The organism is Halomonas caseinilytica, from assembly GCF_001662305.1.
Lineage (GTDB): Bacteria > Pseudomonadota > Gammaproteobacteria > Pseudomonadales > Halomonadaceae > Halomonas > Halomonas caseinilytica.
In genome coordinates, this window is record NZ_BDEP01000023.1 from 20615 (window position 1) to 41075 (window position 20461).

The window sequence follows — 20461 nt, forward strand, 5'->3', positions numbered from 1 at the left end:
GCCACCTTTTCCCACCTCACAATCCAGAGGTAGAGAACCCCACTTGCAACAAGATGCCTAACGCCAGGAAGAGATAACTGATCAGTCCCAGGAACATCAATGAACCAAAGATCAGGGTCTTGAAAACACGCTGATGATGCGACAGCTTCCATGCCAGCGACAGACACGCCACGTACAGGGGCAGGAGGACGAGAAGCAACGTCAGCTCAAACATGGTGTTCCTCCCTGCATGTCACGTCGTTTCCCCTATCCCAGCCAGGACAGCGGATGATGGCGGATGGCCGTGCCCACGATATAGACAAACACCAGCACGGCCAACAAGGCGGCACTCGCACGCTGCAACGGGGTACGGCCACGCTTGATGGCGACGCTTCCCAGCCCGATGTAGATCACCAGAGCGATGAGTTTCGCGACAAGCCAGGGATGCTGATGAGGCCAGAAACGCAACATCAGCATCAACCATACCCCGAAGGCCAGCAAGACCGTATCGACCAGATGAGGCAATACACGCACCCAACGTCTCTGCAACCGCTGCGGTGCCGTCACCGACCACCATGCCCTCAGCACGAACAAGACCAAGCTCAGGCCAGCCATAGCCATGTGCAGATGCTTGATCAGCCAATAGAGCGACATGTCCCTCCCCATCGTCACTCGCCCCGACTGCCGCCGATGCACGTCCGCCGTCATCCCGGCTTGCCATCGACCCTCGGTCGCATCAGTGGCACGGCATAGCGCCACACGAACATCGCGAACGCCAGCAACCAGCACAAGATACTCAGGCTTATTGTCCAGTGCGCCGCCTGTGGCCACAGCGCCGGTATCAGAGCACGCAGCACGGCCGCCAGCACCAGTGCCCCCAGCGCCATCCCGATGCCCGGCAGCGTCTCGATCGGCCGCCCGGTATGCCCCAGGGAGACACGGGCCATCATGGCCATCATCATGGTCCCCATGCCACCCACCGTGATGGCATGCAGCGCCAGCGATGGACCGATCAGCTGCAACGCCACCATGCCCCACATCGCCAGCCCCACGCACATCATGAGATAGCTGAGGTGCAGCCCCCACAACAAGGGCTCATGCAGGCAGCGCCACCCACCCCAACGAGCCAGGCGCAGCACATTGAATCCTGCCGCTGACAACGAGGCACTGGCCCATGCCGCACCTGGCAGAGCGGCGCCGAAACTCGCCACTTGCATGCCCACCAGGACAACCACCAGGCCAACCGCCAGAAATTCCAGCCACTTCAGGCCTGCCACCTGAGGGCGCCCCAGACGCCGGGCGGTGAAAAAAGGAATGACCCGCCCGCCCAGCACCACCATCAACAGCACGATCAACAACACCGTCAGGTGTGCACCGGACCGGACCATCATGGCATCGCCTTTCAGCATTCCCATGTGCATTGAGGCATTGGCCAAGAACAACACGCCAAGCACCGGCAGGAACACCAGGTTGCGCCACTGCCGAGCCCCAATCACCGCCTGAGCCAGCACCAGGGTCACCACCGGCAGCAATGCCAGGTCGACCAGCATCGGCAAGAGTTCGTGGCCCCCCGGCGGAAAGGCCATGACGCCCCGCCCCGCAAGCCACAATACCACCAGCCCCGCCAGCGGCAGCCCGTTCAGACCTCGCCGGCCGGTCCAGGTCTGCACCGCCGTAAGCAGAAAGCCGATCACAATGGCCATGCCGAAACCGAACAGCATCTCGTGCTGATGCCACCACAGCATGCCGCCATACGGCCTGAGCAGGACGCCGCCATGCCAGAAAGCCCCCCATATCGCCATCGCCAGCAGGCTGAAAACGGCGCCCAGGAGAAAGAAGGGGCGAAAGGCCAGTCGCCAGAACGCCATGCCCCTGGCGGGGACGGTCGAAGCCGGAGGAATGGAGTGCCTGGCCATGTTCGTCATCTCCCTTGCGTCCAGCGGCAAACCACGCATCCCCGGCGCCACCGGACTGCCGCCGAGGTCCGCTGGCCGATAGCGATATGAGCCATCGGCTCCCTCACTGCATCAGCACCTGATCGACATCCTCATCCAGCCGGATGCCTTCGACGCCAAATCTGGCTTCCAGCTCCAGCAGATAATGCCGTAGCGCACGGCGGGAAGCTTGCTCGCACAAGGTATGGCGGACCCTTCCCGCAACGCTTTCGAAGGGCAAGGGGCGCCCCTCCCGACGCTCGTCGATGACGACTACATGCCACCCATAGCGCGACTCCAGAGGCTGCATGTGCAGACCTTCGGGCAAATGCTGAAGGGCACGATCGAGTTCCTCGACGGTCTGGCCCGGCACCAGCCAACCCAGCTCGCCCCCCTCGTCCCGCGATGGACAGGCTGAGTGGCGCTGAGCCAGCTCGGTGAAGCGCCAAGGCGCGTCGCTCAACAACTCGATGAGCGATACGCCCTGCCGATGACCGGCATCGCGTGCCGCCACATCGTCCGGGGCGGCCGCCAGCAGGATGTGGCGGACGCACATGGTCGTCGGCTCACTGAAGCGCGCCTGATGGGCCGCATGAAAACGGCGGCAATCCGACTCGGTCGGTTCGGGCAGTTCGAGTTCGCGCTCGAGCAACTCGGCAATGGCGCCCTCGACGGCACTCTCATCATCCACCCTCAACCCTAGCTGCCCTGCCCGTTGCCGTAACAGCTCGCGAACCACCAGGGCCCGAGCGGCCTGAAACTGGGCCTCATCAGCGCTGTCGGCCGGATGGTACTGCATCTCCCTGGCGATCATCGCCTGATCGATCCGGATCTCGCCGACCTGAATGGGCGGCGGGGTCACGTCTGCCGGGACCATCTCAATATCGATCTTCTGCATGATAGTGTCCTTGCGCTTGCCAAGCGTGTCCTGAGCTCACCGGAATCGGCGCCCACTTCAGGCCCGACGGCGAACGATCTGGTAACGCCGGGTCAGATACCCCAGGGGCGCACTCCAGACATGCACCAATCGGGTGAAGGGAAAGAGCAGCACGATGGTCAGGCCTACCAGGATATGCAGCTTGTAGATGAGCCCGATCCCGATGAGGTGATCGGCGGCGCCCCCCTGGAAGAAGACGATGGCCTGAGCCCAATGAGCAAGCGCGAGCATCACGCCGCCATCCAGGTGGTTCAGCGCCGGGATGATGGTCAGGAGCCCAAGCGTCACCTGGATCACCAGCAGCAGGATGATGACCGTATCCATGAAGCTGGACGACGCCTTGACCCGGGCATTGGTGAGGCGTCGATAGGCCAGCATGGCCCCGCCGACCAGACACATGATACCCGCGATGCCGCCCACCAGAATGGCGATCACCTGCTTGGTGCCGGCGCTCATGAAGGGCGCATAGACCCAGTGCGGCGTCAGCAATCCCACGAGGTGGCCGAAGAAGATCACGAGGATGCCGATATGGAAAAGATTGCTGGCCAGCCGCATGCGCCGCGATGACAGCATCTGGCTGGAACCCGCCTTCCAGGTGTACTGGCCATGATCGAAGCGCAGCAGGCTGCCGATCAGAAAGATGGTGCCGGCAAGATAGGGATAGATCCCGAACAAGAGCGTATGCAAGAAGTGGCTCATGACTGACCTCCTTGATGCGGTGCGGCGTCGGGGTCGAGGATCCGCACCGTCGTACTCTGTGTCGCCGCCTTGCGCTCGGCCAGGCGTCGTCCCTCGGCGGATTGCAGGGCACAATCCTGATCGGAGGCGGCGGAGAAGCGCACCGCCTCCTCTTCCCAGACCGCATCCAGAGCCTCGGCCGTATGGTCCGGCGGTTCAGCCTTCACCGGCTCGCGCTGGGCTTCCAGCTCCGCCTCGGCGCCAATCAGCGCCAGCAGCGCCAAGGGCACCAGGGCATGATCGGCCTCGCGCTCCTCCAGGCGAGCCCCCAGGCAAGCCAGGATGTGACGGATCTCTCCCAACCATTGGGCGATCTCGGCCTCGGGGCGGGTGGAGAGATATTCCAGGAACAACGGCAGGTAATCGGGCAGCTCCCGAGCGTCGATCTCGAAGCCCGCGGCACGGTACTCGGCCAGCAGATCGACCATGGCCTGACCACGCTCACGGGACTCACCATGAACATGCTCGAAGAGCAACAGCGAAGTGGCCCGCCCACGGTCGAACAACGCCACGTACTCGGCTTGCCTCTCCATGAGGTCGTCCTCGGCCAAGCGTTGGCACCACCCCGTCAAGGCGGCGCGCAATGTTGGCGACCAGCGTCGCTCGGCGTCGAGGATCTCGATCATTTCGTCGGTGGCTGCCTGCAATGCTGCCGAGGGATAATCCAGCAAGCGAGACAGCACCCGCAGACTCAACATGCCACCGGGCGACTCATCATGTTGCATCGCTGCCTCAGTCATCGCGCGCCTCCTCGGCCTTTTCGTCGTGCCGAGCCTCACGCTGGGCCCGTGGATCGAAGACGTCCACCGGCTGCACCAGCGTCGAGGTCTGCTTGCGACCACCGAACAGGCTTCCGCCACTGTCGCCACCATGGCAGCCATCACCAAAGCTGAACCCACAGCCACCGCGTTCGGGGAAGGCATCGATGGCCTGCTCCCGATGGCTGGTGGGAATCACGAAACGGTCCTCGTAATCGGCAATGGCCAGGTAGCGATACATCTCCTCGACCTGGGCCTCGTCAAGCTCGACCTCGTCGAGCACCGTGACATCCGACTGTCCTTCGACATGCTTGCCTCGCATGTAGAGACGCATGGCCATCAGTCGCTTCAACGCCAGGACCACGGGGGCCTCCTCACCGGCGGTGAGCAGGTTGGCCAGGTATCTAACCGGGATGCGCAGCGACTCGATCTTCGGCAGTACGCCGTCGAACTCGACCTTGCCCGCCTCGGCGGCGGCTTGGATCGGCGACAGCGGCGGCACGTACCAGACCATCGGAAGGGTGCGATACTCGGGGTGCAGCGGCAATGCCAGGCCCCACTCCATGGCCAGCTTGTAGACTGGGCTTTCCTGGGCCGCCTTGATCACGTTGTCGGCAACACCGTCCTGGCGAGCCTGGGCGATCACCTCAGGATCATGGGGATCGAGGAAGATGTCGCGCTGACGATGATAGAGATTCCGCTCGTCCGGGGTACTCGCCACTTCCTCGATACGGTCCGCATCATAGAGCAGCACGCCCAGATAGCGGATACGGCCCACGCACGTCTCGGAACAGACGGTCGGCTGCCCCGCCTCGATACGTGGGTAGCAGAAGATGCACTTCTCGGACTTGCCACTCTTCCAGTTGTAATAGATTTTCTTGTAGGGACAGCCCGAGATGCACATCCGCCAGCCACGGCACTTGTCCTGATCGATCAGCACGATGCCGTCCTCCTCGCGCTTGTAAATCGCCCCGCTGGGACAGGACGCCACGCAGGTGGGGTTCAGGCAGTGCTCGCATAGCCGCGGCAGATACATCATGAAGGTGTTTTCGAACTGGCCGTAGATATCGGCCTGCACCTGATCGAAGTTGGCATCGCGGCGCCGCTTGGCGAACTCGGTGCCAAGGATCTCTTCCCAGTTGGGCCCCCATTCGATCTTATTCATGCGCTGGCCGGAAATCAGCGAACGCGGTCGAGCCACGGGCTGATGCTCGCCCTGTCCGGCGGTATGCAGATGCTGGTAGTCGAAGGTGAACGGCTCGTAGTAGTCGTCGATTTCCGGCAGATCCGGATTGGCAAAGATGTTCGCCAGTACCCGCCATTTGCCACCGATGTGCGGCTCGATATGGCCGTCCGTGCGACGCAGCCAACCGCCGCGCCACTTCGCCTGGTTCTCCCACTCCTTGGGGTAGCCGATACCGGGCTTGGTCTCGACATTGTTGAACCAGGCATACTCGACCCCCTCGCGGCTGGTCCAGACGTTCTTGCAGGTCACCGAGCAAGTATGGCAGCCGATGCACTTGTCGAGATTCAGGACCATGCCGACCTGAGAACGAATCTTCATTTTACGGCCTCCTGCTGATCATCGTTGCCCTCTCCGTCCAGCCAATCGATGCGTTTCATCTTGCGCACGATGACGAACTCGTCCCGGTTGGAACCGACGGTACCGTAGTAGTTGAAGCCATAGGACAGCTGCGCATAGCCGCCGATCATGTGGGTCGGCTTGGGACAGACACGCGTGACCGAGTTGTGGATCCCCCCTCGGGTCCCGGTCACCTCCGACCCCGGGACATTCAGGATGCGTTCCTGAGCGTGGTACATCATCACCATGCCGTTCTTGACCCGCTGGCTGACCACGGCCCGGGCCGTAATGGCGCCGTTGGCGTTGTAGAGCTCGAGCCAGTCGTTGTCCTCGACACCGATCGACCGGGCGTCATCCTCGGACAGCCAGACGATGGGGCCACCCCGTGACAGGGTCTGCATCAGCAGGTTGTCGCTGTAGGTGGAATGGATCCCCCACTTCTGGTGCGGGGTGATCCAGTTCAGGGCGATTTCCGGGTTGCCGTTGCCCTTAGGCGCCGCCACGCTGGCCATCGCCTTGGTATCGATCGGTGGTCGATAGACCAGCAGGCTCTCGCCGAACGCACGCATCCAGGCATGATCCTGATAGAACTGCTGGCGACCGCTGACGGTGCGCCAGGGAATCAGCTCGTGGACATTGGTATAGCCAGCGTTGTAGGAGACATGTTCGTCCTCCAGCCCGGACCAGGTCGGGCTGGAAATGATCTTGCGCGGCTGGGCGACCACATCGCGAAAACGGATCTTCTCTTCTTCCTTGGGCTCGGCAAGATGCTTGTGATCGCGACCGGTGACCTTCGAGAGCGCCTCCCAGGCCCTTACCGCCACTTGGCCGTTGGTCTCCGGCGCCAGCGACAGAATCACCTCGGCGGCATCGATGGCCGACTCGATGCGCGGTCGTCCCTTGGCCGCTCCTACCGATTTCACGCGATTGAGCTTGCCAAGCAGCTCGACTTCCCGCTCGGTCTGCCAGTTGATTCCCTTGCCGCCATTTCCCAGGCTGTCGAGCAATGGTCCCAGGGAGGTAAAGCGCTCATAGGTGGCCGGATAGTCACGCTTGACCTCGATCAGTGACGGCATGGTCCGGCCGGGTATCGGGTCACATTCACCACGCTTCCAGTCCTTGACCTCCGGCTGAGCCAGCTCGGCGGGAGAATCATGCTGCAGAGGCAAGGTGACCAGGTCGGTTTCCTGGCCCAGATGACCCACGCAGGCCTTGGAGAACGCCTTGGCGATGCCCTTGTAGATGTCCCAGTCGCTGCGCGACTCCCAGGCCGGATCGGTGGCCGCCGTCAGCGGATGGATGAAGGGGTGCATGTCCGAGGTATTGAGATCGTCCTTCTCGTACCAGGTGGCCGTGGGCAGCACGATGTCCGAATACAGGCAGGTCGTGGACATCCGGAAATCCAGGGTCACCAGCAGGTCGAGCTTGCCTTCCGTTGCCTCGTCGCGCCATACGACCTCCTCCGGTTTGGGGCCACCTCCCTCGCCCAGATCCTTGCCCTGGATGCCGTGGCGGGTGCCCAGCAGATACTTGAGCATGTACTCATGCCCCTTGCCGGAACTGCCCAGCAGGTTGGAGCGCCAGATGAACATGTTGCGCGGAATGTTCTGGGGATCGTCCGGGTCCTCGGCGGCAAAACGCAACGTGCCGGCCTTGAGTTGGTCGACGACATAGTCGGCGCAGGACTGCCCCGCCTCGGCGGCCTTGCCGGCCAGCGACAGCGGATTGGTGGCAAGCTGTGGCGCCGAAGGCAACCAGCCCATGCGCTCGGCACGCACATTGAAGTCGATCAGGCTGCCACGGTAGTCGGCCGGATTGGCCAGCGGTGAGAGGATCTCCTTGATCTCGAGCTTTTCGTAACGCCACTGAGAGGAATGGTTATAGAAGAAGGAGGTGGAGTTCATCTGTCGTGGCGGACGCTGCCAATCCAGCCCGAAGGCCAGCGGCAGCCAGCCGGTCTGCGGGCGCAGCTTTTCCTGGCCGACGTAATGGGCCCATCCACCACCGCTCTGGCCAACACAACCGCACATGATCAGCATGTTGATCAGGCCACGGTAATTCATGTCCATGTGGTACCAGTGGTTCATCCCGGCACCGACGATGATCATGGAGCGACCCCGGGTCTTGTCGGCATTATCGGCGAACTCCCGGGCAATGCGCAGGCACTGCTCGGCGGGGACGCCGGTGATCTTCTCCTGCCAGGCTGGGGTATAAGGCTTGACCTGATCGAAAGCGGTCGCACCATCATCCTCCCCCTCGTGCTCGCCGAACCCACGGTCGATCCCATAGTTGGCGCACATCAGGTCGAAGACCGTGACCGCCAGCACTTCGCGGCCGGAGGCCAGCGTCAACCGCTTGGCCGGCAGGCAATGGAACAACAGCTCGTTGCTCGGCCCGGAACTCTGGACATGGTCGAAATGCTCACGGGCAATGCCGCCGAAATAGGGAAACGCGACCCTCGCGACCGTCTCGCCGGTCTTGGCTAGGCTCAACAAGGGACGGATGTCATTGCCCTGGGCATCGCGTGGCTCGAGATTCCACTTGCCGTCTTCTCCGCCACCCTCTCCCCAGCGAAAACCGATCGACCCGCGTGGCACGACGAGGCGGTCGCTCAACTCGTCCCAGGCCACGACTTTCCACTCGGGATTGTTGTCCTGCCCGAGGTTGTCCTCGAAGTCACCGGCGCGCAATTGCTTGCCGGGCATGTAGCTGCCATCCTCGCGCTCTTCGAGCTCGACCAGGCAGGCCATGTCGGTATAGCGACGCACATAGTCGGTGAAATAGGCGCTCGGATTGTCGAGATGGAATTCCTTGAGAATCACGTGGCCCATGGCCATGGCCAGTGCCGCATCGGTCCCCTGCTTGGCGGACAGCCACTCATCGGTAAGCTTGGAAACCTCGGCGTAGTCCGGGGTCACCGAGACGGTCTTGGTGCCCTTGTAACGGACTTCGGTGAAGAAGTGAGCGTCCGGGGTGCGGGTCTGGGGCACATTGGACCCCCAGGCGATGATGTAACCCGAGTTGTACCAGTCGGCGGATTCCGGCACATCGGTCTGCTCGCCCCAGGTCTGCGGGCTGGCCGGCGGCAGGTCGCAATACCAGTCGTAGAAGCTCATGCAGACGCCGCCGATCAGTGACAGATAGCGACTGCCGGCCGCATAGGAGACCATCGACATGGCAGGAATCGGCGAGAAGCCGATGATCCGGTCCGGCCCGTACTGCTTGGCCGTGTAGACGTTGGCGGCGCCGATCAACCCATTGACCTCGTCCCAGTCGGCGCGCACGAAACCGCCCATGCCCCGAGCCTGCTTGTACTGCCTGGTGCGAGCCGGATCCTCGACAATCGACGCCCAGGCATCCACCGCATCGCCATGTTCGGCCAGCGCCTCCCGCCATAGCTTGAGCAACGGCTTGCGGATCAATGGATACTTCAAACGGTTGGCGCTGTAGATGTACCAGGAATAGCTGGCCCCACGCGGACACCCCCTGGGCTCATGATTGGGCAGGTCGGGCCGGGTACGCGGATAGTCGGTCTGCTGAGTCTCCCAGGTGACCAGTCCATTCTTGACGTAGATCTTCCAACTGCATGAGCCGGTGCAGTTCACCCCATGCGTGGAGCGCACCACCTTGTCGTGCTGCCAGCGCTGTCGATAACTGTTCTCCCAGTCCCGGGCTTCCTCGCGCAGTTCTCCGTGATCATTGGCGAAAGGAACTCGGGTCTTGCGAAAGAAGCTCAGCCGATCAATGAAATGGCTCATGGTGGCTCTCCAGGCTCCGCGAAATCAGCATGTCCGCCACGCCAGGTGGTCACGGTCATGCCGGCGTGGACATCGTTAGCTAGTAGGATTCTGGGCGATCACACCACCAATTACTGCCCGATTACCTCCATATCGTCCGCGACTACCTCCAAGGAGATAGAAGGCACCTCCTCGATGGGCGCAGCGATAATGCGTGGGCACGGATGCCGAAGAAAGGAACAGCCGATAGACCTGACTTGGAGAGGCATCGACAGCCCACTAAGGTATAGTGGCGTTCCTGTTCAACGTTGCCTTTCGGAGTCCCGATGAAACTGCTGCAACGCTCCCTGGCGGCCCGCATCACGGCTTCGTTGCTGACAATCAGCCTCATGGCATTGATCAGCATCGCCATGACCGTGTGGATGGCCGGGAGCAGCCGAGGGGATGCCGACGCCATCAACTGGGCCGGCTCATTGCGCCTTAACACCTACCAGTTGATCACGGCCTTGCAGCGTTACCAGCATGAGCCTGAGGATGCACAACGCCAGCATGTGATAGCGCTGGCAGAACGCTTCACCGACCGCTTGGACAATCCACGATTGATGGGCTCCCTGCCGACGACCGATGAGCCTCGAATACAGGCCCGTCACCAGCAGCTCGAGCACCACTGGCGGGAGCAGCTTGCCCCTCGGATCGCCTCTGTCTTCAATGATGATGCTGAGGTCGCCCGGCTCATCGATGAGCTGGAAGACCAGAAGAGCGCCATCGATCACCTGGTTTCGTTGCTCGAGCGCAACAGCGAGATCAAGTTCCAGCGCCTCGAGCTGCTGCAGATCTTCTTTCTGGCGCTGACGGTCATGGTCGTCGTCATCGCCCTCTACGACATCCGCCACAACCTGGTACGCCCGCTGCGCCAGCTGGTCGTACTGGCGCGGGAAACCAGCCGGCACAATTTCACTCATCGTAGTCAATTGCAGGGTGGCGACGAACTGGCCCTGCTCGGCCGCGCCATGGATACCATGACCGCGGAGCTTGGCACCAGTTATGCGAAACTCCAGGATCGTGTATCGCGCAAGAAACAAGAACTGGCCCGCAGCAATGCGGCCATGCAGATTCTCCATGACGGCAGCCGAGCCCTCTACGGTGGCGGCAATGATCTCTGCACCAGCGCCGCCCCCATGTTGCGTCGCCTGGAGAAGCTGCTCGATATCGGCCCTATCGGATTCTCGCTGCACGACCCCTTCGACCAGCGTGACGTCCCCATCCTCACCACGCATTCACCGCACCGCCCCACCTACTGTCGCGACCAGAACTGCCAGGCCTGCCTGCTCGAGCCCAGCCCCGAGGCATTCACCGAGAAGGGAGAAGCAAGACTCGAGTGCCTGACGCTACCCGTGAGCGTCGGCGATACCCTGCTCGGTACCCTGAAGGTTCACTACGCCGCCGATCTCGGCCTTACCGACAGCACTCGACGCCTGCTCAATGCCCTGACCGATCAGCTTGCCACAGCGGTCTATCTGCAGAGACGCATCGAGCAGCAGCAACAGGTGACGTTGATGAACGAGCGCACGATCATCGCACGTGAATTGCACGATTCCCTGGCTCAGTCACTGTCCTACCTCAAGATCCAAGTCACTCGCCTGGAACGCATGCAGGGCAAGGGGCTGTCCCCACAGGACCAGGCCCCCGTCTTCGACGAGCTACGCACCGGACTGGACAGCGCCTACCGCCAGCTACGCGAGCTGCTCACGACCTTCCGACTGCGCCTCGACGGCACGAGCCTGCAGAGCACCCTGAGTCAGACCGTCGCGGAATTCAGCGATCGTCTGGGCTTTGCCGTGGAACTCGATTTCGACGTGCCTCCACAGTTGCTCAATCCCAACGAAGAGATCCATGTACTCCAGGTCGTGCGCGAGGCCCTGGCCAATATCCTCAAGCACGCACATGCCCGCTGGGCCAGCGTCACGGTACATTTCACCCAGTCTCGCCTGAGTGTCATCATCGCGGACGATGGCATCGGCCTGGAGAGCGCGGCCTCGCCCCCCATGCACCATGGCCTGGTGATCATGCACGATCGCGCCGAGACCCTGGGAGGCAAGCTCCAGGTGCGCCGGCGCGGTGGCGGCGGTACCCTCGTCACTCTCGTCTTCACCCCACAGACGGCACGGCTGATCGCGCAATAGCCACCTGGCGTCATTGACCAGCAAGAGACCCACAAGGATGCCCCACTCCGACACCGCCCGTATCCTGATCATCGACGACCATCCGCTGCTGCGCCGCGGTGTGATCCAACTGCTCGAGCTCGAGGACGATCTGATGCTCGTCGGCGAGGCGGGCACGCCGGCAGAGGGGCTACGCCTGGCCGACGAGCGCGACCCTGATCTGATCCTGCTCGACCTCAACATGCCCGACATGGATGGCATCGCCACCCTCAAGCAGCTACGCCATAACGAGTTCGCCGGGCGCATCGTGATCTTCACCGTCTCCGACCACGAGGAGGATGTGGTCGCTGCCCTTCAGGCTGGCGCCGATGGCTATCTGCTCAAGGACATGGACCCGGACGACATGCTGCACCAGCTACGCCAGGCCGCACTGGGTCGCATGGTGATCAGCGACAGCCTTGCCTCGCTGCTCGCTGAGGCACTGCGCAACCAGAAGAGCCAGCCCGTCGCGCCCGACATTCACAGCCTGACCCAGCGCGAGAAGGAGATTCTGCGAGAACTGGCCGAAGGACTGTCCAACAAGCTGATCGCCCGTCGACTCGACATCACGGAGGGCACGGTCAAGGTACACGTCAAGCATCTGCTCAAGAAGCTCAATCTACGCTCGCGCGTCGAAGCGGCGGTATGGGCCGTGCAGGAAGGACTCGATAGATAGAGCGAAATACCTCCGATGATCCAACGCGCCCTCTCAGGCCCGCTCCACACCGAAGCGAGGCATCCAACTCATTGATATCCCTAAAAAGCGATCCCCCCTCGCGCTACCCACAAGGAGGTATCCAGCCGATTTAACGCCTTTCGGAACGCATTTCTCTGGTCCCATCTCCGACGTATCTTTCCCAACGAAGCCCCTCGTGGGGTCCATCGTGAAATGCCAAGGGGAAGATGCACCATGGGCCGAGAAAGCGTCGATGCTACCCGCAAGTCAGGCGAGCAAGACCTTCCATCCAAGGGTGGGAAAATCAACGCCGACATCGAACACTGGGATGTCGAGGATACGACCTTCTGGGAGACCGTCGGAAACCGAGTCGCCAATCGCAATCTGTGGATTTCCATTCCCAGTCTGGCGATGGGGTTTGCCATCTGGATGATGTGGGGAATGATCACCACTCAGATGCAGAATCTGGGCTTTCCCTTCACGGTCGATCAACTCTTCACCCTGACCGCCATCGGTGGGCTATCCGGTGCCACCCTGCGGATTCCCGCCTCCTTCATGATCCGCATCGCCGGTGGTCGCAACACGATTTTCCTGACGACCACCCTGCTGATGGTTCCTGCATTGGGGACCGGCCTTGCCCTGATGAATCCGCATACTCCCTTCTGGGTCTTTCAAGCCCTGGCGCTGCTCTCGGGCATCGGTGGCGGCAATTTCGCCTGCTCGATGAGCAACATCTCGACCTTCTTCCCGAAATCACAGCAAGGCTATGCGTTGGGCATGAACGCTGGACTGGGCAACTTCGGTGTCACCACCATGCAGGTCTTGATTCCCTTGGTGATGACCGCGGGCCTGTTCGGCGCTCTCGCCGGCGCCCCCATGCCACTGAAAAGCGCCAGCGGGACACTGATCGGACGCATCGAAGCCGGCACCGATACCTGGATACAGAACGCGGGCCTGATCTGGGTGGTATTTCTGCTTCCCCTGGCCTTCGCCTGCTGGTTCGGCATGAACAACCTGCGCACCATCACCCCGCAACCAGGCACTCCGGCATCGGCCTTCGGCAAGATACTCGGCTTCTATGGCGTGGGCATCGCTACCTCGGTCGTGGGCGTGCTGGCCCTCGGCTGGCTCAGCATGTGGATTGCCTTGCCGATCACCATCCTGCTGACGCTCGCCGCGCTGCGCTCACTGCCCGGCCATGTCAAACCGGCCATCCAGCAGCAGTTCTCCATCTTCTCCAACAAGCACACCTGGTCGATGACGGTGCTCTATATCCTCACCTTCGGATCTTTCATCGGCTTTTCCGCCGCCTTGCCCCTCTCCATCAACGTCATCTTCGGCAACATGATGGAAGTGGCCGCCGATGGCAGCCTGACCCGTGTGCCCAACCCGGAAGCGCCCAGCGCCCTGACCTGGTCCTGGATGGGCGCCTTCGTGGGCGCCCTGATCCGCCCCGTAGGCGGCTGGATTTCCGACAAGGTCGGCGGCTCCATCGTCACCCAGATCATCTCCGCCGTCATGGTGGTGGCCTCCATCGCAACCGGCTACGTGATGATGCTGGCCTACAACGCCACCGACCCGAACCAGTATTTCTGGATATTTTTGGCACTGTTCATCGTGATGTTCGCGGCCAGCGGCATCGGCAACGGTTCCACCTTCCGAAGTATCGGCGTGATATTCGATACCCAGCAGAAAGGTCCCGTGCTGGGGTGGAGCTCGGCGATTGCCGCCTATGGGGCCTTCATCGCCCCACAAGTGATAGGCGGACAGATCAAGGCCGGCACACCCGAGCTCGCCATGTACGGCTTCGCCGTTTTCTATGCACTCTGTCTGGTGGTGAACTGGTGGTTCTACCTGCGCGGCAACGCCTACGTGAAAAATCCCTGATATCGATGTCATGACGACAACCACACCGATTGCCCCGCCTCAATCCACGGCAGGAGGGAAAGGACATGGCCTCCCATCGCTTCAAGCAACATTCGGTTCTGGTGGCCAACACGTTTGCCTTCACCATGTGCTTCATGGTGTGGACGATGTTCGGCGAAATCGGCGTCCCCATCGCCGAGCAGCTCGATCTCAACAGTACTCAGTTCGGCATCCTCACCGCGGTCCCCATCCTGACCGGAGCGCTGAGCCGCCTGCCGCTGGGAGCCATGACCGACCACTACGGCGGTCGCCCGGTGTTTCTTGCCATCCTGATATTCGTGATCCCCGCCATCTGGGCGATCCAGTTTGCCACGCAGTACTGGCAGTTGCTGGTGCTGGGGGCCTGCATTGGCCTTGCCGGCGGTAGCTTCTCGGTAGGCATCACCTATACCGCCAAGTGGTTCGAGAAGGATCGACAGGGTCTGGCCATGGGCATCTTCGGTGCCGGCAATGCCGGGGCCGCCGTGACCAAGTACATCGCCCCCACGGTGATCATTCTGCTGGGCTGGCAATCGGTGCCCAACCTCTATGCGGCGATTCTGTTGATCACTGTCGTGCTGTTCTGGTTCTTCACCTATTCCGATCCCGCGCACCGGCACACCCAAGGAACCTCGCTACGTGAACAAATGAAGGTGCTCAACGATCCCAAGGTATGGAAGTACTGCCAGTATTATTCCGTGGTATTCGGGGGGTACGTGGGGGTCTCGCTGTGGCTGACCCACTACTACATGAGCGAGTATGGTTTGGGCATTCAACTGGCAGCGTTGATCGCCACCGTCTTCGTGTTGCCCTCCGGTGTGATTCGCGCCTTCGGCGGCTGGCTTTCCGACCGCTTCGGTGCCCATAACGTTACCTGGACCTGCATGTGGGCCAGCATGATTGCCCTTTTCATCATGTCCTATCCCAACACCCACTACAGCGTGCAGGCCGCCGGCGGTCAGGGAACCGTGGACTTCGGATTCGCCATCCCGGCATGGCTGTTCACCGTGGCACTGTTCGTGGTGGGCATTGCCTGGGGAATCGGCAAGGCTTCAGTCTTCAAGTACTTGTCCAACGAGTACCAAGAAAATCTCGGCCTCGTCTCGGGCATCGTCGGACTGGCCGGCGGGCTTGGCGGTTTCCTCTTGCCGATCATGTTCGGCATCTTGGTCGACCTCACCGGCATCGCCACCACGGTGTGGATGCTCTGCTTCGGCGTGACCCTGGTTTCCATCATCTGGATGTGGTGGACCGAACGCCGGGTTCCCATCCTGACACGCGAAGAAACTCCCACGCCTCCGGCCACCCACTAAACAGGAGCCCGCGCATGAAGATCTCCTCCATCCTCCTTTTGCCCATCACGCGTACCGCTGGCTGGAAGGAGCTGCAACAGCGCCGGCCATCCATTCCGATGCTGGCCTGGTGTCTGGTACTTCCCATGTCACTGCTGCCACCGATACTGCTCTATTACGCCGGCACCCATTATGGCGATGATTTCATGGCCGGCTTCGGCGATCGCCAGTGGCGCTTCATCACCACCATCCTGTTTCTGGCCGAACTACTGACCTTCTTCGTCATGGGCTGGCTGATCCACGCCGTGGTCAATGCGGAGCGTGAGCTATCGATCGACTACCAAAACGCCTACTTGCTGGCCGCCCTGGCGCCGTTACCGATGTGGTCCGCCTCGATACTGCTGCTGATCCCCAGCCTGCTGCTCAATGTCGTGGCGGAACTGGTGGCCTTGGGTCTTTCCTGCAGTCTGATCTATCACGGCCTGCAGGCACTCTGCGAACGGCGCACCAATGATGTGATCACCATGTCAGCCACCTACACGATCATGGCAGCAGGCGTGCTTGCCTGGGGGCTATTGATGGGCATCGTCCTCGCCTATTGAGTTGAGCGCCATACCTCAGCCTGTTTCAGGAAACAGCAGCAAACAAGCAAAAGCACCGGCTGGGACAAGCCCTAGCCGGTGCCTTCAAGGTGGTTCAGGCCTTATCAGGAGAACTGGACCATGTCCTGAATACCCAGGCGCTCACGCAGGGCCATGGGCACTAGGCGACGCGACGAGATACAGTGGCGAGGCATCTCGATGACGCGTGTCTCGGTCCCGTAGAGCGCGACATACTCATCATAATTGTCGAAGGCCTGACGATCGATGTAATCGATGTAGGTCTCGACTTCTGTACCGTTGGCAATAACCACTTCACGATTCTCCATTTCGATGTGGTAATAAGTCACCGTGTCGGGCAACTCGCTGTTCGGTACATAATCGATCGAATCGTGGTTGACCAGCGCGCCAGCATCAATGACCAGGTCATCGATGACGAGACCATGGTGGGCAGTGAGAACAAGATCCCGGTTCGGCTGCCCCGGCGCCAAGGCATCTTCACGAACCCGCACAGGCGCGTTGTTGCCGGATGCTGTCAGTCGGCCGATTGTCTGGCGACCAAGCCATTTCACCGGCACCGACTCGCCACTGGCCGTCATTACCAGATCGCCGATCGACAGCGTCTCGACGGCGATTTCGCCATCGGGTGTGGCGATCATCGTGCCCGCCGCAAAGCAGACTTGCGTATAGGTTCCCCCGGCGAGATAAGCGTTGGGATCCTTCATGAATTCATTGAACTCTTCTCGTGTCATCTTGATTTTGGCATTTACTTTGCTTCCGACGACGGCGCTTCCCTGAGTCAGATGCAAGAAACCATCGTGATAGGCTTCTCCCCAGTCAAGGAGGCCTTCATCTAGGGCCCACTCCCCTCCTCCCAGGTTGAGCGTATCACCAGGCTTCATTCCGGCAACCTCGAAAGTCGGCTCATCGGCAAGAGCTCCTTTTCCCCTATTGAAGGTAAAGGCTCCCGTTCCTTCGCTAGAGAAGTTGACAAAAAACTTGTTCGGCCCACTGAACGCTCTAAACTCAAATAAATTCAATACAACTTCACTATTCTCGCCAACACCGAACGTAAAACCATTATCCCTCTTGATATTGAAAATCCCCTGATCGACTGTCAACCTGCCACCGTTTATAGCGTTGAATGCCGAAGAAGAGCCTGCCTGAAAAACGTTAACATTGCCGATAGATGTCGAAACACCATCGACAGTCAACTCAAAATCTCCCAGGACCGTAATATTTAGGATACTGCCATCCTGCACGTCGCCCTCTTTAATCGTAACCTTCTGATCACCTCCCATACCTACACTAAAATCCATGTCTCACCCCTCTCAAGTTGGTACTCACTATCACCCCTATCCCGACCTCAACCCAACCGGGAAAGGCGCGACATTAAAACTAACTCGAAAAATACAATTATCAACTCAATTCACACTGATTTACTATTTAGTTAATCCAAAATATCAATATTTATCATTAAAAACAATAAGTTACAATAATGTTAAATAAGTATAAACAACAAATATGAACACATTTAACGTTTGGACATCGTTAACGTGAGCACATCATTATAAATAAATGTTACCTCGCTACAGCACGGAGAGAGAACTCGGCATGGCGAGAACACTACGACATGCCGCTTCCGATATGCCAAAAAGAGGAACGCTGACGGAAGGACCTTCACTTTCCCACGCTTACGTCCCCATCATCTCTGTTACACAAATCGATATAGAAAAAGCATCACAAGCGAAGCCCAGCTCGCGCCAACCAAACCTCGCATTGCGGGGTATATAGCATACCTCATTCAATGAAAGCGACTTCTTATCATTATTCAAAACATGAGAACAATTCCATTCGGGACCACCATGGCGCACCATGCAGCATGGTGACCTTCCCTTCCACTAGACTTATGGGCGCTCTTTACTGGAGAAACTTTTTCGATATCGAGGGAGCGACGTAGTTTCAGCCTCACCTTGTTCATGAAACAAGCTTGAAACTTACACTCAAAGATAGGCGTGACTAAAAAATCTAAAAATACTTAAAATACTTAACAGATGATGGCATGAAAGAAGGCGCATATTACAACGCCCCGTCTCTGACGGCCTTCAATATCCGCAAGTTGCTGCGGGAGATAAAGACGATAGCATCTTGGCCAAGAGATCATATGACCATGAAAATGGTCGCTTCCAATATGTGACGCATCATACTGCCCTCCCCATGATCGCGTCCGACAAATAAAAACACCGGCCGGGCACACTGCGCGTGTCCAGCCGGTGTCATGAAGTACCTGCTATCTATCTTGCTGGCTTTCTACCTGGCTTGCTTTCTAAAGGGCTCAGGCCGTTCGGGAAAGCGGCATCACGTCCTGAATGCCCAGACGCTCACGCAGGGCCAGCGGCAGCAGACGACGCGACGAGATGCGGTGGCGGGGCATCTCGACGACGCGCGTCTCGATGCCGTAGAGCGCCACATACTCGGCATAGTTGTCGAAAGCCTGACGATCGACATAGTCGATGTAGGTCTCGGCCTCGGTGCCGTTGGCGAGAATCACCTCGTGAGAATCCGTCTCGATGTGGTAGTAGGTCACCGAATCAGGCAGTTCGGCACCAGGCACGTAATCGATGGTGTCGTGGTTGACCAACGCACCGGCGTTGATCACCAGGTCATCGAGAATGACACCATGGCTGGCGGTGAGCACGAGATCCTGATTCGGGATACCGGCGGCCAGGGCGCCTTCGCGGATCCGCACGGGAGAGTAGTTGCCTGCCGCACTCAGTCGGCTGATGGTCTGACGTCCGATCCATTTCACCGGCACCTGCTCGCCACTGGCAGTCATCACCAGATCGCCGATGGACAATGCCTCCACGGCAGTCTCGCCGTCGGGTGTGGCAATCATCGTGCCTGCCGCGAAGCAGACAGGCTGGGTAAAGGTACTTCCGGAAAGGTAGGCGTCGGGATTCTCCAGGAACTTTTGATATTGTTCCTCTGTCATCTCGATCCTGGCCACGACCTTGCCACCGACCACGTCATTGCCCTGCACCAGATTCAACTGGCCATCGCGATAAGCATCCTGCCAACCGAAGAAACCTTCATCCAGCCCCCACTCACCGCCACCGAGCTTGAGCTGATCGCCCTCCTGCATGCCCTTGACGTTGAAAGTGTAGTTATCGAGCAGGCTGACAGTGGGTTTTTCGAAGGTGAAGGAGCCGGTACCGTTGCCGGAGAACTCGACCTCATACGAGTTCAGCATGTTTCCTGCGCTCAAAGCGCCTGCATCAAACGTAATGCTACTGTTATCCCCAACGCCAAATTTCAAGCTATTGAGGGCACCTAACTGTCCAATGCCTTGATCAATTAACAGATTACCGCCATTGATGGCATTGAAACTGACATTCGATCCAGCCTGAGCGGACGCGATCCCATCGACACGCGTATCGACGCCATCAACGGTTAGCTGCGATGAGCCAAGAAAGGAAACTTCGAAAGAACTTCCTGCCGCATCATCTCCCTCTCCAATTGTAACGTTCTGATTCTCTCCGATTTCTAACTTGACTCCCGATGCCATATCAATCCCCCAGTATTATGAAATATAACAAATCAACTCCCTTCCTGAGAAACCAATAACTCAGGCGGTTAGAGAATGATCGACACCCAACAGACCTTCAACAGAATTCACTTTGATTTACTTTTAAGCAGCTTCAAGATCTCTGAATTTCACTTCAAAAACAATAGATTGAGAAAATGTTAAATAATATTCACAAATAGAATGTGAACACATTTAACGTTTGCAGGGCGTTAATGCGATGCAGGAATTATAAACAAACATTACTTCACCTTCTCTCCAACATCTTCTTGGCGCACTGGGCAGGAGATCGACATACCAAAAGTCTACGACTTCTATTCAGCAGAGAGACTGGTGATGGCACTACTCGACATGCAAAAAGGAAGGCTGACTGCAGAGGTCTCTGTTAAAGAGAAGCGAGAATGACACGAAGATCACGAACCAGAAGACACAGGTCACAACAATCCGACAAAACTCACTACGAGACTTTAAAAACTTCAACAGGAAAGAGCTTTGTATCCCTACGCAGAAATGTACTGGACATACATGGCTCTTCATCTA

Annotated in this window: 15 protein-coding genes; 5 read left to right on the forward strand and 10 right to left on the reverse strand. The window is 59.3% G+C overall.

Annotated features, from left to right (window positions below; translation table 11 throughout):
• Nucleotides 1–16: 16 nt before the first annotated feature.
• From A9O65_RS14770 to A9O65_RS14805, 8 genes are all read right to left on the reverse strand, one after another.
• On the reverse strand, nucleotides 17–214 hold the full coding sequence (locus A9O65_RS14770) for a hypothetical protein (protein WP_064700234.1): 198 nt from the start codon (nucleotides 212–214) through the stop codon (nucleotides 17–19).
• Nucleotides 215–246: 32 nt separating this feature from the next.
• A complete protein-coding gene (locus tag A9O65_RS14775) occupies nucleotides 247–633 on the reverse strand; it encodes a SirB2 family protein (RefSeq protein ID WP_064700235.1) in 387 nt (128 codons plus the stop codon).
• A 50-nt stretch (nucleotides 634–683) separates the two neighbouring features.
• Nucleotides 684–1895, reverse strand: a complete 1212-nt coding sequence (locus A9O65_RS14780) for an NnrS family protein (protein WP_082920188.1) — start codon at nucleotides 1893–1895, stop codon at nucleotides 684–686.
• 103 nt (nucleotides 1896–1998) lie between these two features.
• Nucleotides 1999–2811: a peptidylprolyl isomerase gene (locus A9O65_RS14785; protein ID WP_064700236.1), complete on the reverse strand. Its 813-nt coding sequence runs from the start codon at nucleotides 2809–2811 to the stop codon at nucleotides 1999–2001.
• Between the two features lie 57 nt (nucleotides 2812–2868).
• Entirely contained in the window at nucleotides 2869–3549 is a 681-nt protein-coding gene (gene narI / locus A9O65_RS14790) for a respiratory nitrate reductase subunit gamma (protein WP_064700237.1), read from the reverse strand.
• The gene (gene narJ, locus A9O65_RS14795; RefSeq protein WP_064702491.1) at nucleotides 3546–4328 is read right to left on the reverse strand and encodes a nitrate reductase molybdenum cofactor assembly chaperone; all 783 of its coding nucleotides are present in this window, start codon (nucleotides 4326–4328) and stop codon (nucleotides 3546–3548) included. The genes narI and narJ overlap by 4 nt, the downstream gene beginning before the upstream one ends.
• Nucleotides 4321–5910 carry a nitrate reductase subunit beta gene (gene narH, locus A9O65_RS14800; RefSeq protein WP_064702492.1) on the reverse strand — a complete coding sequence of 530 codons (1590 nt, stop codon included), beginning with the start codon at nucleotides 5908–5910 and terminating at the stop codon, nucleotides 4321–4323. Before narH ends, narJ begins: the two co-directional genes overlap by 8 nt.
• Nucleotides 5907–9686, reverse strand: coding sequence for a nitrate reductase subunit alpha (locus A9O65_RS14805; RefSeq protein WP_064702493.1), 3780 nt, complete (start codon nucleotides 9684–9686; stop codon nucleotides 5907–5909). Before A9O65_RS14805 ends, narH begins: the two co-directional genes overlap by 4 nt.
• A gap of 305 nt (nucleotides 9687–9991) precedes the next feature.
• Between A9O65_RS14805 and A9O65_RS14810 the strand changes: the two genes are divergently transcribed.
• The 5 genes from A9O65_RS14810 (at nucleotide 9992) to A9O65_RS14830 (ending at nucleotide 16341) form a co-directional block, all read left to right on the forward strand.
• A complete protein-coding gene (locus A9O65_RS14810) occupies nucleotides 9992–11848 on the forward strand; it encodes a histidine kinase (protein WP_064702494.1) in 1857 nt (618 codons plus the stop codon).
• 37 nt (nucleotides 11849–11885) lie between these two features.
• A complete protein-coding gene (gene narL, locus A9O65_RS14815) occupies nucleotides 11886–12542 on the forward strand; it encodes a two-component system response regulator NarL (protein ID WP_064700242.1) in 657 nt (218 codons plus the stop codon).
• 234 nt (nucleotides 12543–12776) lie between these two features.
• Entirely contained in the window at nucleotides 12777–14429 is a 1653-nt protein-coding gene (locus A9O65_RS14820; RefSeq protein ID WP_254783140.1) for an MFS transporter, read from the forward strand.
• Between the two features lie 65 nt (nucleotides 14430–14494).
• On the forward strand, nucleotides 14495–15760 hold the full coding sequence (locus A9O65_RS14825; RefSeq protein ID WP_064702495.1) for an MFS transporter: 1266 nt from the start codon (nucleotides 14495–14497) through the stop codon (nucleotides 15758–15760).
• A gap of 14 nt (nucleotides 15761–15774) precedes the next feature.
• On the forward strand, nucleotides 15775–16341 hold the full coding sequence (locus A9O65_RS14830) for a YIP1 family protein (protein WP_064700244.1): 567 nt from the start codon (nucleotides 15775–15777) through the stop codon (nucleotides 16339–16341).
• Nucleotides 16342–16445: 104 nt separating this feature from the next.
• Here the strand turns inward: A9O65_RS14830 and A9O65_RS14835 are convergent, their stop codons facing one another.
• Nucleotides 16446–17657, reverse strand: coding sequence for a Hint domain-containing protein (locus tag A9O65_RS14835; RefSeq protein WP_074749345.1), 1212 nt, complete (start codon nucleotides 17655–17657; stop codon nucleotides 16446–16448).
• A 1016-nt stretch (nucleotides 17658–18673) separates the two neighbouring features.
• The gene (locus tag A9O65_RS14840; RefSeq protein WP_064700246.1) at nucleotides 18674–19588 is read right to left on the reverse strand and encodes a Hint domain-containing protein; all 915 of its coding nucleotides are present in this window, start codon (nucleotides 19586–19588) and stop codon (nucleotides 18674–18676) included.
• Nucleotides 19589–20461 lie beyond the last annotated feature (873 nt).

Bases quoted from the DNA above. Each gene is read 5' to 3' on its own strand.
- A9O65_RS14770 (WP_064700234.1), bottom strand. From the start codon at position 214: ATGTTTGAGCTGACGTTGCTTCTCGTCCTCCTGCCCCTGTACGTGGCG.
- A9O65_RS14775 (WP_064700235.1), bottom strand. From the start codon at position 633: ATGTCGCTCTATTGGCTGATCAAGCATCTGCACATGGCTATGGCTGGC.
- A9O65_RS14780 (WP_082920188.1), bottom strand. From the start codon at position 1,895: ATGGCCAGGCACTCCATTCCTCCGGCTTCGACCGTCCCCGCCAGGGGC.
- A9O65_RS14785 (WP_064700236.1), bottom strand. From the start codon at position 2,811: ATGCAGAAGATCGATATTGAGATGGTCCCGGCAGACGTGACCCCGCCG.
- narI (WP_064700237.1), bottom strand. From the start codon at position 3,549: ATGAGCCACTTCTTGCATACGCTCTTGTTCGGGATCTATCCCTATCTT.
- narJ (WP_064702491.1), bottom strand. From the start codon at position 4,328: ATGACTGAGGCAGCGATGCAACATGATGAGTCGCCCGGTGGCATGTTG.
- narH (WP_064702492.1), bottom strand. From the start codon at position 5,910: ATGAAGATTCGTTCTCAGGTCGGCATGGTCCTGAATCTCGACAAGTGC.
- A9O65_RS14805 (WP_064702493.1), bottom strand. From the start codon at position 9,686: ATGAGCCATTTCATTGATCGGCTGAGCTTCTTTCGCAAGACCCGAGTT.
- A9O65_RS14810 (WP_064702494.1), top strand. From the start codon at position 9,992: ATGAAACTGCTGCAACGCTCCCTGGCGGCCCGCATCACGGCTTCGTTG.
- narL (WP_064700242.1), top strand. From the start codon at position 11,886: ATGCCCCACTCCGACACCGCCCGTATCCTGATCATCGACGACCATCCG.
- A9O65_RS14820 (WP_254783140.1), top strand. From the start codon at position 12,777: ATGGGCCGAGAAAGCGTCGATGCTACCCGCAAGTCAGGCGAGCAAGAC.
- A9O65_RS14825 (WP_064702495.1), top strand. From the start codon at position 14,495: ATGGCCTCCCATCGCTTCAAGCAACATTCGGTTCTGGTGGCCAACACG.
- A9O65_RS14830 (WP_064700244.1), top strand. From the start codon at position 15,775: ATGAAGATCTCCTCCATCCTCCTTTTGCCCATCACGCGTACCGCTGGC.
- A9O65_RS14835 (WP_074749345.1), bottom strand. From the start codon at position 17,657: ATGGATTTTAGTGTAGGTATGGGAGGTGATCAGAAGGTTACGATTAAA.
- A9O65_RS14840 (WP_064700246.1), bottom strand. From the start codon at position 19,588: ATGCTGAACTCGTATGAGGTCGAGTTCTCCGGCAACGGTACCGGCTCC.